The sequence below is a fragment of the Micromonospora sp. NBC_00898 genome, from assembly GCF_045207895.1.
Lineage (GTDB): Bacteria > Actinomycetota > Actinomycetes > Mycobacteriales > Micromonosporaceae > Micromonospora.
Window position 1 is genome coordinate 6,093,719 of sequence record NZ_CP108775.1, and the last position, 12,978, is coordinate 6,106,696.

Annotated in this window: 11 protein-coding genes; 5 read left to right on the plus strand and 6 right to left on the minus strand. The window is 74.3% G+C overall.

The features are described 5' to 3' along the window. Positions 1-6 precede the first annotated feature (6 nt). Genes OG799_RS29585 through OG799_RS29600 form a run of 4 tightly spaced genes read right to left on the minus strand, consistent with a single transcriptional unit; the run spans position 7 to position 5,517 of the window. The gene (locus OG799_RS29585) at positions 7-1,218 is read right to left on the minus strand and encodes a hypothetical protein (protein WP_406039697.1); all 1,212 of its coding nucleotides are present in this window, start codon (positions 1,216-1,218) and stop codon (positions 7-9) included. After that, entirely contained in the window at positions 1,218-2,717 is a 1,500-nt protein-coding gene (locus OG799_RS29590; protein ID WP_406039699.1) for an O-antigen ligase family protein, read from the minus strand. Before OG799_RS29590 ends, OG799_RS29585 begins: the two co-directional genes overlap by 1 nt. Continuing rightward, positions 2,714-3,715 carry a DUF3048 domain-containing protein gene (locus OG799_RS29595; protein ID WP_406039701.1) on the minus strand — a complete coding sequence of 334 codons (1,002 nt, stop codon included), beginning with the start codon at positions 3,713-3,715 and terminating at the stop codon, positions 2,714-2,716. The genes OG799_RS29590 and OG799_RS29595 overlap by 4 nt, the downstream gene beginning before the upstream one ends. Beyond that, positions 3,712-5,517, minus strand: a complete 1,806-nt coding sequence (locus OG799_RS29600; RefSeq protein ID WP_406039703.1) for a Wzz/FepE/Etk N-terminal domain-containing protein — start codon at positions 5,515-5,517, stop codon at positions 3,712-3,714. Before OG799_RS29600 ends, OG799_RS29595 begins: the two co-directional genes overlap by 4 nt. A 498-nt stretch (positions 5,518-6,015) precedes the next feature. Here OG799_RS29600 and OG799_RS29605 point away from each other — a divergent pair, with 498 nt between their 5' ends. Genes OG799_RS29605 through OG799_RS29620 form a run of 4 tightly spaced genes read left to right on the plus strand, consistent with a single transcriptional unit; the run spans position 6,016 to position 8,994 of the window. Next, a complete protein-coding gene (locus tag OG799_RS29605) occupies positions 6,016-6,492 on the plus strand; it encodes a UDP-N-acetylglucosamine--LPS N-acetylglucosamine transferase (RefSeq protein ID WP_406039705.1) in 477 nt (158 codons plus the stop codon). Continuing rightward, positions 6,489-7,073: a glycosyltransferase gene (locus tag OG799_RS29610; RefSeq protein WP_406039707.1), complete on the plus strand. Its 585-nt coding sequence runs from the start codon at positions 6,489-6,491 to the stop codon at positions 7,071-7,073. The genes OG799_RS29605 and OG799_RS29610 overlap by 4 nt, the downstream gene beginning before the upstream one ends. 20 nt (positions 7,074-7,093) lie before the next feature. Continuing rightward, the gene (locus OG799_RS29615) at positions 7,094-8,083 is read left to right on the plus strand and encodes a sulfotransferase family protein (RefSeq protein WP_406046448.1); all 990 of its coding nucleotides are present in this window, start codon (positions 7,094-7,096) and stop codon (positions 8,081-8,083) included. Beyond that, positions 8,080-8,994, plus strand: a complete 915-nt coding sequence (locus tag OG799_RS29620; protein WP_406039709.1) for a glycosyltransferase family 2 protein — start codon at positions 8,080-8,082, stop codon at positions 8,992-8,994. Before OG799_RS29615 ends, OG799_RS29620 begins: the two co-directional genes overlap by 4 nt. A gap of 59 nt (positions 8,995-9,053) precedes the next feature. Here the strand turns inward: OG799_RS29620 and OG799_RS29625 are convergent, their stop codons facing one another. Together OG799_RS29625 and OG799_RS29630 are read right to left on the minus strand one after the other, a co-directional pair. Then, positions 9,054-10,577: a hypothetical protein gene (locus OG799_RS29625; RefSeq protein ID WP_406039711.1), complete on the minus strand. Its 1,524-nt coding sequence runs from the start codon at positions 10,575-10,577 to the stop codon at positions 9,054-9,056. A gap of 102 nt (positions 10,578-10,679) precedes the next feature. After that, positions 10,680-11,564, minus strand: a complete 885-nt coding sequence (locus OG799_RS29630) for a 3'(2'),5'-bisphosphate nucleotidase CysQ (protein ID WP_406039713.1) — start codon at positions 11,562-11,564, stop codon at positions 10,680-10,682. A gap of 197 nt (positions 11,565-11,761) precedes the next feature. Between OG799_RS29630 and OG799_RS29635 the strand changes: the two genes are divergently transcribed. Next, positions 11,762-12,856, plus strand: coding sequence for a PLP-dependent aminotransferase family protein (locus tag OG799_RS29635; protein WP_406039715.1), 1,095 nt, complete (start codon positions 11,762-11,764; stop codon positions 12,854-12,856). Positions 12,857-12,978: the final 122 nt, after the last annotated feature.

Sequence of the window (12,978 nt, forward strand, 5' to 3'; positions counted from 1 at the left end):
TCACTCTCACCGGGCCCGGCGGGCCAGGTGCTCCTCGACGGCCGGCAGCAGCCAGGCGTCGACGTGCCCCAGTCGCGCACCCGCCTCCGCCTGCCGGTCCCGCAGATAGCGCGCCGCCAGCTCCACCAGGTAGAGCACGGCCACCAGGTCGGCGTTCCGGCCGTCCTGGTCGAACGGCGCCAGCGTCCCCGCCGCGCCCGCGATCAGCGCCCGGGCGGCGTCCGCCGGCTCCACGCCGTCGTGCCCGATGGCGGTCTGCACCGCCCGGTGCAGCGCGTCGTACCCGGCCGGCACGTCGGCCTCAAACCGCTCCCAGTCCCAGACCAGCACCCGGCCGTCGGCGAGGACGGCGCTGTTGCCGCCGTTCCAGTCGCCGTGCCAGGCGCCGAAGGCCACCGTCGGATCGACGTCCGCGACGGCCTTCAGCACCGCGCGCAGCCGCCCGGCCTCCGGCCGCGCGCCGAGCGCGTCGACCGCGTCGGCCAGCCGGGCCGCGTGCTCACTTCCCGCGTACGACCGGCGGCGCACCCCCAGGCAGCCGGCCACCGCCACCATCGCCGCCCGTTCGGTCGCCGCGGCGGCGGCCGGGGTGGCCCGGGGCAGCCGCACCGGCAGCGCCTCCTGCACCAGCAGCGCGTGGCCGTGCCACTCGCCGTGGTGCAGCACCCCGGCCACGGTCACCGGGCCGAGCGGCAGGTCCGCCAGCCGGCGCAGCGCGGCGGCCTCCACGTCGATCAGGGTCCGGGTGAGCGGGTCGACGCCCAGCTTGGCGTACCCGAGTGCCCGCCCGTCCGGGCCGAGCAGTTGCAGCACGGGCTTGCGGTTCGCCCGCGCCGGTCCGATGTGCATGCTGACCAGCGCCGGTACGCCCAGCACGGTGGCCAGGTGCTGGTCGAGCGTGCCGGCGGCGGCGTCCACCACCAGCCGGTCGCGGAACACCAGCGGCCCCAGCCCGAGCCGGAACGCGGCGGCCAGCCCCTGCCGGACGAGCTTCGCCTTCCGGCCGACCGCCTCCGTGGAGTGCCGGACGGCGCTCGCCGCGGCCCGGGGAGAGCCGGTGGGCACCAGCAGCCGCGGTCGGGCCGCCGACGGCACCACCACCCAGCCCCGGCCGCCCCTGCGCAGCGTCGGCTCGGCCGGCGCGGGCCAGATCAGCTCCGCCAGTTCGGCCAGGTACGCGGACCGGCCGTCACCGTCCGGAGGAACACGGAACACCATCAGCGGTCACCGGCTGCTTCGATTCGGGCCCGCAGCCCACCCACGGTGTTCCTGGGCGGCGCCGGCGCGACGGCCCGGCGCAGCCGGTCGTTGCGGGCGAGCAGGGCGACCGAGATCAGGCCGTAGGCGAGGGTGGCTTCCAGTGCCCCGTACGTGAACTGGAAGAAGAGCATCAGGATCAGCACCAGACTGCCGGCGATGCCGATCGCGCTGTGGTCGTGTCGGAACCGCCAGAGGCAGTAGAGGAAGAACGCGTTGTAGCAGAACGCGCCGACGTAGCCCTGGCCGACCAGCAGCGCCCAGAGCTGGCCGTTGCTGCCCAGCTCCCGGTTGCCGCACTGCTTGCAGTCGTCGGACTTGCCGATGGCGATCGACCGGTTGCTGCCGATCAGCGCGCGGTTTCCGCCGTACCCGAGGACGGGTGAATGGTTCGCGGCGGTGAGGGCACCCTCGGACAGCGTGGTGCGGATGTCGTCACTGTGCCCGTTCTGCAGGCGTTCGTCGAAGGTCTTCCCGAGCGGGGTGGCGATGATCAGGATGCCGATCAGACCGACCGCGAGGGCCAGGCCGCCGAGCACCGCCATCCGGCCGCGCAGGGCCAGCCGGATCGCCACGTAGACCGCGGAGATGCCCAGGCCGATCCAGAGTCCCCGGTTGAGCGAGTAGATGATCGGGAAGATCGCCGCCAGCGCGATCGCGATGCCCAGCACGCGGCGCACCGGCCGGCCCAGCACCACCCAGCCGACCAGCAGCCAGATCAGCAGGATCGCGGTGTTCTCGCCCCAGGAGTTGGTGTACGCGAACGGCGCGGACGGCCGCGGCGAGCTCGCCTCCCCGACGATCACCTGCTGGACCTGGGCGAACTTGACGTCCATCAGCGAAGCGACGAAGGGCTGGCTGGCGATCGAGTGCGGCAGCACGAGCTGCAGCGGCGCGACGAACCCGGCCGTCGGGAAGAGCGAGCCGAGCCAGCCGCCGATCACGACGACGACGCCCATGAAGCCGAAGTTGCGGATCACCCGTCGCCGGGGGAGCTCCCGTTCGCTCAGGTTGAGCACGTAGAGCATGACCACGGTCATCGCCACGTAGTTCGCCAGCCGGATGGCCCAGCCGATGTAGCGGCCGCCGCCAGCCGGCGGGAGGGTGTCCGGCGCGGTGAGGTCGAGCGTCACCACGGAGAGCAGCACCCAGACCAGCAGCAGCAGCCAGATGCCGAACCCCGGGGGCACCCGCACCTGCCTGCGGCGTAGCAGCTGCACCGCCATCGGCACGGCCAGGATGACGACGATGAAGGTCGACACGCCGAGCGCCCACCAGAGCGGGTAGAGCACGAACAGCGCGGTCAGCGGCCACCCCGTCGGCAGCCGCAACGACCAGCCCCGCGGCCGGATCGGCGCCGGCGCCGGCGCCGGCGCGGGCCGGGCCGCGCTGGGCTGGGGGAGGCCCCCGCCGACGGGAGCGGAGCCGCGGGCGGTGCGGTGCGGGGTGGCCGTGCTCATTTCACGGTGACCTTGGCGCTGGTCGGCGCGTAGATCACCCAGGCGTTGCCGGGCTGCGGGTGCAGCAGGTCGCCGCCCAGGTCGGCGATGTTGCAGACCAGCGGCTGGCCAGGCTTGCGCCACGTCCCCCGGGCGCTGGACGGGCCGGAGACGGCGACGACGGCGCCCGCGCCGAACACGGTGGCCGACGGCAGCGAACGCGGCGACGGATTTCGCACGTCCAACGTCCGGTACTCCATGGTCAGCACGATCACCGAGGCGGCGGTGACCGTCGCCGTGCCGACCTTGCCGACCCAGACCGACTTCTGCGCGTCGTACCGCCAGACCATCGGCGGGCCGCCGGAGACCGCGACGGTCAGCTCCCGGGCCGGGGCGAGGTCCCGCCCGGCCAGGGCGGCGCCGGCGGTGGCGTAGTCGAGGACCGGCGTGGGCGGCTGGCCGCCCTTCGGCGCGGCCTTCCAGAGCGCGGCGGTGGAGGTGTAGTCGGAGCTGAACACCTTGTCGCCGTCGTCGGCCGGGGTGACCCCGGCCAGCCCGGACTTCTCGAACTGGCTGAGGAAACCGGTCGGGCCGCCGTCGTAGCCGACGAAGGGCCGCAGCACGCCGACGGAGCGGATGTCGACCGGGCGGATCTCGGTGACCGGGCCGACCTTGGTCGCGTCCCGGGACTGGAACACCGCGGTCAGGTGCAGCGTGTCGGACTCGGCGAACTCGACGTACACCAGGTCGGCCGAGCTCAGGCCGGCCGGCGCGGTCGACGGGGTGACCCGGACCGGCACGGCGAGCGCCTGCCGGGCGGCCACCGGGGCGGCGCTGACCGGCAGGCCGGTGAGTGGCGCCGGGGGCTGGCTCGGGGTCGGGCTCGGGGCGGGGGTCGCCGCCGCGCCCGGGTCCACCACCTCGGTGCTGCCGGTGGGCTCAGGTTCGCTGCACGCCGTGCCGAAGCCGACCACGAGGGCCGGGGCGAGGGCGGCGCGGAGCATCTGCCGGCGGTTCACCCCAGGTCCTCGCCGGAGTCCAGCGCGTAGCTGCTCCGGGCCGGGCCGTCGGTGCCCGCGCCGTCGCCCCGCGACCGGTAGGTGCCGCCGTGCCCGTTGCCGGTCACCGGCACCGGACCGGCCGGCTTCGCCGGCTTGGCCGACCCGGACGCGTCGCCGGACGCGGACGACTTCATCCGGGGCAGCACCATGGTCGACTCCACCGACGGCGAGCCGGCGGACGGGCCGGGGCCCGGCCGCGGCTTGGGCCGGTTCGCCGGGACCACCGGCTTGGCGCCCGCGCCGCCGGCACCGGCCGGAGCGGGCAGGCGCGGCGCGAGGACGGCGCCGATCACCGGGGCGTCGACCTGCTCGAACTGACGCAGCGCGGCGGTGAGCTCGCCGCTGCGGGTGCGACCGGCCTCGGCCACCATGATCACCGCGTCGACGTGCCGGCCCAGCGCCTGCGCCTCGACCGCGAGGGTCGGCTGCGCGGTCTCGATCAGCACGTGGTCGAAGCGGGCGGACAGTTCGCCGAGGATCTCCAGCAGCGCGGCCACCGGCAGCTCGACGTCCGCGTCGAGATCACCGGGGACCAGCACCCGCAGCTGGCCCAGCCCGGGGACCGGGGCGAGCGCCTTCAGCGCCGGGACGTCCCGACGGAGCACCGCGGCCAGGCTGTGCCGGCCCTCGGCGACCCCGGTGATGGCGGTCAGGGCCGAGTCCGGCTTGGTGGTGATCAGGGCGACCTGCTGGCCGGTACGCGCGTACGCGGCGGCCAGGTTCGCGGCGACGAACCCGGCGGCCGTGCCGGCCGAACCGTCGCAGAGCAGGAGCTGACGCCCCCGGCCGGCCTCGGCCGGCTGGGGCACGGCGGAGAGCAGCACGTTGCGCAGCCGGCCCAGCTCCCGGGAGATCTTGTGGGTCGCCGGCAGCACCGCCAGCGTCGTGGTCCGCGTCGGAAGCTCCAGCAGCAGCGGCAGCCCGACCCGGTCGGAGATGTCCCGGCCGCGGCGTACCCGGGTGTCGAGCCGGTCCAGCACCAGCGCCAGCACGATGCCGAGCAGCAGGCCGGCGCCCATGCCGCTGGCCAGGTTCAGCATCCGGTTCGGCGAGCTCGGGCTGGTCGGCAGCCGGGCGTCGGAGATGATCTCGCCCGGGTCGGTGTCGGTGGAGAGCAGCGGGCTGAGCCGGTTGTTCAGCGACGCGAGCTGGTTGGTGAGCACGCTCCGGTCGGCCTCGGCCCGCTCCCGCTCGACCGAGTTGGCCGGCGCCGCCGCGATCTTCCCGGCGACCGCGCTGAGCTGCTTTGTGACGTCCGCGATCTGCTGCTTCAGCGAGGTGGTCTCGTTGTCCAGCCCCTTCTGGGCGGTGGCCTTGCGCAGGTCCAGGTACGCCTGCGCGAAGGCGTGCGACCCGGCCTGAGCCTGGGCGGGGCTCTCCGCCTCGTACGCCACCTGGAGGACCTGGCTGTTCGGCGGCACGGTGACGGTCGCCGACTGGAGCAGCTGGTCGGTCGGGGTGGTGCTCTTCATCAGGGTGCGGGCCCGGTCCGCGACGACGAGCGAGCGGACCACCTGCGCCTCGGTGTCGAGGTTGACCTTGGCGTTCGGGTTGCTGTCCGGGCCGGTCCCCAGCGGGCGCACCAGCAGCGAGGTGGTCGACGTGTACCGCGCGTGCTGCAACTGGCTCATCGCCAGGCCGCCGACCGTGCCGAGGACCGCCGCGAGGAGCAGGATCCACCAGCGGCGGCGGAGCCAGCCCAGGTAGGCCATCAGGACGGGTCCGTCGGAGTCGCTCTCGGCCAGGTGGGGTGAGGGCATCAGAGTCTGTCGCTCCCTTTCGACCGAGCCGGGCAGTCCACGGCGCAGCTGGACCGGACCGTGGCTTTGAGTGTCCCCGATCCGAACGATGAGGGAAAGTCCGCTCATGTTCCGGTAAGCATGCCCAGGTGTAGGTGGCCCGCGTAGATGTGGCCGACCACGCCTGACCATTCGGCGGGGTCCCGCGCTCCCCGCCGGTCCGCACCGGTCGCGGCGTCCACGTCGACGCCTCCCCCGGAGCGGGCGACGGAATCCTGACACACTCCCGGCCGGTCGTGATGCGGTGGCCCCGGACCACGCCTGACCTCGCCCGCGGCCCGGACCCTCGCCGGTCCCGGGTCCCGGACGCGACGGTCCGCGCGAGCCGGGCCGACCGGTGGCGGCGGATCGGTCCAACGGCCACTTCAGTTGTCCGCCCCCGCGCCGATAGGTTGTCATGGCGCGTCCGAGGGTCAATCACGAAAATCCGGGCGCGATCGCACCGGACGGGGAGGAACGTTGGTAGGCGGGTCAACCGAGGGCGCGGGTCAGGTCCTGCTCGTCGGGTCCAGTGGCGGGCATCTCGCCCAGCTGCTGGCCCTGGAGCCGTGGTACCGGGACCGGCGTCGCGCCTGGGTCACCTTCGACACCCCGGACGCCCGCTCGCTGCTCGACGGCGAGGACGTCGTCTGGGCCCACTACCCCACCACGCGGAACCTGCCGAATCTGGTCCGCAACGCGTTCCTGGCGCTGCGGGTGATGCGCCGCCGCCAGGTCGACGCGGTGGTCACCACCGGCGCCGGGGTGGCCCTGCCGTTCGTCGTCGCGGCCCGGCTGCGGCGCATCCCGACCGTCTACATCGAGGTGTACGACCGGATCGACAGCGCGACACTGACCGCCCGGCTCTGCCGCCCCTTCCTCTCCGTGATGCTCGTGCAGTGGGAGGAGCAGCGCCGGATGTACCCGGAGGCGACCGTCGTGGGGAACCTGCTGTGACCGCGTACATCCCACAGCAGCGCGACGGCCGCGACCCGGCGCCGTACGTGCTGGTCGTGGTGGGCACCGACGTGCACCGGTTCGACCGCCTGGTGGACTGGCTGGAGCGCTGGCACGCCGGCCACACCGGGGTCCGGCTCGTCCTCCAGTACGGGCACAGCCGCGCACCGCGACTGCCCGGCGCCGCGCCGTTCCTCGACCACGAGGAACTCCAGCGCGCGATGGCCGAGGCCACGCTCGTGGTGAGCCACGGTGGCCCGGCCACCATCACCGAGGCGCGACGCACCGGTCACCTGCCGATCGTGGTGCCCCGGGATCCGACCCACGACGAGCACGTGGACAACCACCAGCAGCTCTTCGCGCGCCGGCTCGGCGCGGCCGGCCTGGTCCGGCTCTGCGAGTCCGAGGCCGACCTGGTCGCCGCCCTCGACGAGGGGTTGGCCGACCCGTCCCGGTTCGTCCTGACGGCGGACCCGGACCGGCCGGATCCACGCGCCGAGGCGGTGGCCCGGGTCGGCCGGGTCATCGACGACCTGGTGGCGCGGCGGGTCCGCCAGCGCACCGGCGGGGGGCGACGGTGAGCGGGGGCGGGACGGCCGGCATGCCCCGGGTGCTCTTCGTCGGCGGTCTCGGCCGCAGCGGCTCCACCCTGCTGGAACTCCTCCTCGCGCAGAGCCCCGACGTGTGCGCCGTGGGTGAGGTCGTGCACCTGTGGGAGCGGGCGCTCGGCGCCGACGAGCGGTGCGGCTGCGGCGAACGCTTCACCGCCTGCCCGTTCTGGCGGCAGGTCGGCGAGAGCGCCTTCGGCGGCTGGTCGACCATCGACCGGGACGAGGTGCTGGCGCTCAAGGACCGGGTCGACCGGACCCGGCACATCCCTCGGCTGGCCAAGGGCTCGCTCGCCGCGGCGGAGCTCGCCGACGTCCGCCGGTACGCCGACCTCTACACCCGCATCTACCGGGCGGCGATCGAGGTGACCGGCGCCAGCGTGGTGGTGGACTCCAGCAAGCACGCCTCGCTGGCCTTCGCGCTGCGCTGGGCCGAGGGGCTCGACCTGCGGGTGCTGCACCTGGTCCGGGACAGCCGGGCGGTCGCGTACTCGTGGGGCAAGCAGGTCAAGCGGCCCGAGGTGGTCGACGGTGAGGACTTCATGCCGACGTTCTCGCCGTTCGAGGTGAGCAAGCTGTGGACCGCGCAGAACGCCGCGTTCCACCTGCTCGCCGCCCGGGCCTCGGTGCTGCGGCTGCGCTACGAGGACTTCACCACCGACCCGGCCGGCACCGTCCGCCGGCTCCGCGAGTTCGCCGGTCTGCCGGACGACCCGGCGGCGCTGCGCATCCTCACCGGCGACGACTCCCGCGGCGACCTGGAACCGTCGCCGCCGGCGTCGCCCGTCCGGGTGCACAGCGTCGCCGGCAACCCGCTGCGGTTCAGCGGCGGCCCGCTCCAGGTCCGCCGGGACGAGGCGTGGCGCAGCCGGCTGCCGCGCCGCAGCCGGGCCGTGGTCAGCCTGGCCACCCTGCCCTTCCGGCTCCGGTACGGCTACCTGGGCCAGCGGGAGTCCACCTCGCGAACAGGAGAGACGCAGTGACCGGTCCGAGCATTTCCGTCGTCGTGCCGACGCGGGACCGTCCGGAGCTGCTGCGGGCCGCGCTCGACGCGATCCTCAGCCAGGCCCATCCGGGGCCGATCGAGGCGATCGTGGTCTACGACCAGTCCGAGCCGGACCGGTCGCTGGAGATCGCCGAGGGGGACCGGCGGGTCCGGGTTATCACCAACACCCGGACTCCGGGGCTGGCTGGGGCGCGCAACACCGGCATCGAGGCGGCCACCGGCGACCTGGTCGCGTTCTGCGACGACGACGACGAGTGGCTGCCCGGCAAGCTCGCCGCCCAGCTCGGCGCGCTCGACGTGCACCCGGACGGGGCGCTGGTGAGCTGCGGCATCCGGGTCAGCTACGACGACCGGACGGTGGACCGTTCACTGGACCGGTCCCGGGTGTCGCTGGAGGCGCTGCTGCGGGACCGGCTCACCGAGCTGCACCCGTCGACGTTCCTGATCCGGCGGGCCGCCCTGCTCGACGGGATCGGCCTGGTCAACGAGCAGATCCCGGGCAGCTACGCGGAGGACTACGAGTTCCTGCTCCGGGCCGCCCGGTACGCCCCGCTGGTCAATGTGGACAGCCCGTACGTGCTGGTCCGGTGGCACAAGCGGTCGTACTTCGCGCAGCGCTGGGAGACCATCTCGACGGCGTTGCAGTGGCTGCTGCGGCGCTACCCCGAGTTCGCGACCGTGCCGCACGGCGAGGCCCGGGTGGCCGGCCAGATCGCCTTCGCCCAGGCGGCGATGGGCAACCGGCTCGACGCCGTCCGGTGGGCCCGGCGCACCCTGGCCCGCAACCCGAAGGAGCCGCGCGCCTACCTGGCGCTGGCGGTGGCGACCCGGGCGGTGCACGCCGACCGGGTGCTGCGCACGCTGCACAAGCGCGGCCGGGGCATCTGAGCGGACCCGCGACGGGCGGGTGACCAGCCGGTCATCCGCCCGTTTCCGTCGCGGTCAGGTCAGGCCACGCAGAACGACCGCCAGGCCTGGATGCTCGGGGAGTCCTGCAACCGGAAGTCGCCCTGGCTGACCACCTGGTTGTAGTACGCCACGAACTCGGGCCGCTGGCCGTTGAGGTAACCGGCCATCGAGCGGATCCACGTCGCCCGCCCGGTGCCGGAGTCGCCGGGCACCAGGTCGCTGCCGGTCTCCGCGACGCCCCAGGGCTTGCCCAGCTCCCGGGACTTGCTGATCATGCGGCCGTAGATCTCCTGCGGGGACGCGTACCGCTTCCACTTGGCGCCCCAGTTGTAGCAGTCCCAGCCGAGGGTCTCGACCACGTCGCCGCCGGGGTAGAAGGCGTCGAAGTCACGCCCGGACTTCGGGTCGAGCGTCCAGCACATCAGGATGACCGTGTTGATCAGCTTGGGGTTGTCCGCCCGGTCGGCCAGACCCGCGATCCGACGCCAGGCCGCCTTGTACGCGGCCGGCGTGAAGGCGCCCCGCTCGACGTCGTCCTCCGGCTCGTGGAAGTACGACCAGTACACGTTGTGGTCGCGGGGGATCGAGGCGAACCAGGACGCCAGCCGGGAGTCGTACTTCCCGCTGTTGACCTCCTGAGGAGAGGCCTTGAAGGAGACCACCACGGTCCGGTCGGCGACGTCGGCCCGGCTGCCGTTCCAGGCCGGTGGGAGGCCGGGGAAGAAGACCCGGGCCATCCGGAGCTTGCCGAAGGTCCGGTCGGAACGGGCGAGGGCCTGGCCGAACGTCTCGCCACCCTGCACGGCGATCGACGCGCCGGGCAGCGTCAGCCGGGTGCCGGCGAACGCGGGGCCGCGCCCGGCGGACGGCGAGGCGCTGGCCGGTCGGCCGCCGAGCCCGGCCACCCCGGTGGGCGTGGCCGACGGCGCGGCCGTCGCCGGGTCGGGCGCCCCGGTCTGCGCCGCGCCCGACCGGTTCGGGCCGGCCTGCGGCGACGTCGGGTCCGGCTCGCGCAGCGTCGCCACGGCCACCCCGCCGCTCGCCAGGGCGAGGGTCACGGCCGCCGCGGCGGCCAGCCGCCAGCGGCGTCGCGGGCCGGTGGGCGGGGCGGGGGGCGGTGCCGCACCGGGCCACCGCCCGTCCGGGCCGCCGGCGGTCGGTGGGACGGACCCGGCGTCGCCCGGCCACGGCTGCTCGACCGGCGGGCTCGGCGGCATCGCCCGGGTGTCGCCCGGCCACGTCCGCGCCGCGTCGGGGCCGTCCGGCCAGCCCGGTTCCGGGTCGGCGACGTCCGGGTACCCGGGCTCCGCGTACCCGGCGTCCGCCCAGCTCTGCGCGGGGTGGACGGCGGTGCCGACCGGCCTGGTCGGCTCCCCGGCGCCCGGCCAGGGCAGCGCCGCCCCGGCGGCGTCCGTCCGTGCGGCGTCGGCGGGTCCCGGGTGGCCGGCGTCCGGCCACGGCAGGGTCGGGTCGCCCTGCTGGCGTGGGATGTCCTGACCCGGCCAGAGGCCGGTCGGCTGGGACGACCCGACGACGCGGTGCTGGTCTCGCTCGGCCGGCATGACCCTCCCTGGCTGGCGGCGGCCCGTCACGGGGCGGTAGGTCGGTGCTGTTTCCCGCCCGACACTATCCCCCGGTCACCTGGGCCATGGGTACCGTGTCACTCAGCCGAACGCCTCAGCGGTGCTGACGGTGACGGTCGAAGCGGGCATCTCGACCCCGGTCCGCGCGATGGCGTCGAGCAGCCGCTCGGCGAGTTCGGGCCGGCAGACCAGCAGATCGGGCAGGCGCGGGTCGGCCCGGTTGTAGCGCAGCGGCGAGCCGTCGATCCGGGACGCGTGCATCCCGGCGCCGAGGGCCACGGCCACCGGGGCGGCGGAGTCCCACTCGTACTGGCCGCCGGCGTGGACGTACGCGTCGACCTCGCCGGTCACCACCGCGCAGACCTTGACCCCGGCGGAGCCCATCGGCACGGCGCGGGCGTCGAGCAGGTCGACCAGTTCGCCGACGAAGGCCGGCGGGCGGCTGCGGCTGACCGCGATACGCAGCGGCCCGTCCACCGCCGCCGGGGTCGGGCAGCGGGTGCCCAGGATCAGCGGTGCACCGTCCACCGTGGTCCGGGTGGGCATGCCGACCGCGCCGGCGACCAGCCCGCCGTCCGGGCCCGCCGACCGCTGCCAGAGGGCGACGTGCACCGCCCAGTCGGTACGGCCGGTCTCGGAGAACTCCCGGGTGCCGTCGAGCGGGTCGATGATCCAGACCCGGTCGGTGCCGAGTCGGGCGGGGGCGTCGCCCTCCCCGGCGGCCCAGGCCCGTCGGGCGTCGGCCTCCTCCTCGGAGAGCACCGCGTCCGCCGGCCGCCACCGGGCCAGCGCGGTCGTCATCAGCTCGTGCGAGGCCCGGTCACCGGCGTCCTTGAGGGCGGCCGGGTCCGCGAAGCCGTGCTGGGCCCGCAGGGCGGTCAGCGCCGCGCCCGCCCGCCCGGCCAGCCACTCCGCGAAGGCCTGGTCGTCGAGCTGACCGGTTCCGTCCTGGGTCACGTGCGCCACCACCTCGTCCTGGTCCGACAGCGACCTGCAATCCTCCGGTCGCCGTGTGATCGACGCCAGCGTACGGTCCGACAGGCGACAGGTCGCCAGCCCGGTTCGGATCCCGGGTGGCCCAGGTGGACGGTTCTGCTGCCCGCATGTTGAACTTCGCGTGTATGCCGGTCGGACCGGCCGGACCAGGCCCTAGGCTCGTGCGCATGACCGCCGAGCAGCTGATCTCCTTCGCCCGTGGCGCTCCCTCACTGGACATCGTCGATGTCGAGGGGCTCAAGGCCGCCGCCGTCCGCGCCTTCGACGCCGATCCCGCCGGGGTCACGGCGTACGGCACCTCCGTCGGTTACCCGCCCCTGCGCAAGTGGATCGCGGAGAAGCACGGGGTCGAGGCCGACCAGGTGCTGATCACCAACGGCTCGCTCCAGGCCGACGCGTTCCTCTTCGACCACCTGGTCCGGCGGGGCGACGCGGTGGTGGTCGAGCGTCCCACGTACGACCGGACGCTGCTCAACCTGCAGAAGATGGGCGGCGAGATCCACGGCGTGTCGATCCAGCCGGACGGCCTGGACACCGCCGAGCTGCGCAAGCTGCTGGAGTCGGGGGTGCGGCCGCGGCTGGCGCACGTCATCCCGAACTACCAGAATCCGGCCGGCGTGACGCTCTCCCTGGAGAAGCGCCGGGAGCTGCTCGAGCTGGCCGCCGAGTACGAGTTCACGATCTTCGAGGACGACCCGTACGCGGACATCCGGTTCCGCGGCCAGCCGCAGCCGTCGATGCTCTCGATGGACACCCGGGGCGTGGTGGTGCACGCCTCCAGCTTCACCAAGACGGTCTGCCCGGGGGTCCGGGTCGGCTACCTGGTCGGGCCGGCGGACCTGATCGCCGACATCGCGAGGAAGGCCACCAGCCTCTACATCTCGCCCGGCATGGTCTCCGAGGCGATCGTGCACCAGTTCTGCGTCTCGGGAGACATCGAGCGCTCGATCGAGAAGGTGTCGACCGCGCTGGGCGAGCGCGCCCGGGTGCTCGCCGAGTCGCTGCGCCGGCACATCCCGGAGGCCCGGTTCGTGGAGCCGGACGGCGGCTACTTCCTCTGGGTGGAACTGCCGGAGGACGTCGAGGTGGACCGGCTGGCCCCGGCCGCCGCCGAGCGGGGCGTGGCGGTGGTGAAGGGGAGCGACTTCGTGCTCGACGGCGGCCGGCACGCGCTGCGGCTGGCCTTCTCCGCGGTGACGGCGGACCGCATCGACGAGGGCGTGCGGCGGCTGGCGGAGGCGATCGAGGCCGTACGCGGCTGATTTTCTGTCGGGTTTCTGACAGTTGAGCGATACCGGCCGGCTCGGGTCTCCCCCCCGGGCCGGCCGACGGCTCACAATGCTGCGAGCGCCGTTCACCTTCTCCGGGTGGCCGGTTCGACGCC

Excerpts from the sequence above, each read along its gene's own strand:
- OG799_RS29590 (WP_406039699.1), bottom strand. The coding sequence starts at position 2,717 with ATGAGCACGGCCACCCCGCACCGCACCGCCCGCGGCTCCGCTCCCGTC.
- OG799_RS29635 (WP_406039715.1), top strand. The coding sequence starts at position 11,762 with ATGACCGCCGAGCAGCTGATCTCCTTCGCCCGTGGCGCTCCCTCACTG.
- OG799_RS29615 (WP_406046448.1), top strand. The coding sequence starts at position 7,094 with ATGCCCCGGGTGCTCTTCGTCGGCGGTCTCGGCCGCAGCGGCTCCACC.
- OG799_RS29585 (WP_406039697.1), bottom strand. The coding sequence starts at position 1,218 with ATGGTGTTCCGTGTTCCTCCGGACGGTGACGGCCGGTCCGCGTACCTG.
- OG799_RS29625 (WP_406039711.1), bottom strand. The coding sequence starts at position 10,577 with ATGCCGGCCGAGCGAGACCAGCACCGCGTCGTCGGGTCGTCCCAGCCG.
- OG799_RS29600 (WP_406039703.1), bottom strand. The coding sequence starts at position 5,517 with ATGCCCTCACCCCACCTGGCCGAGAGCGACTCCGACGGACCCGTCCTG.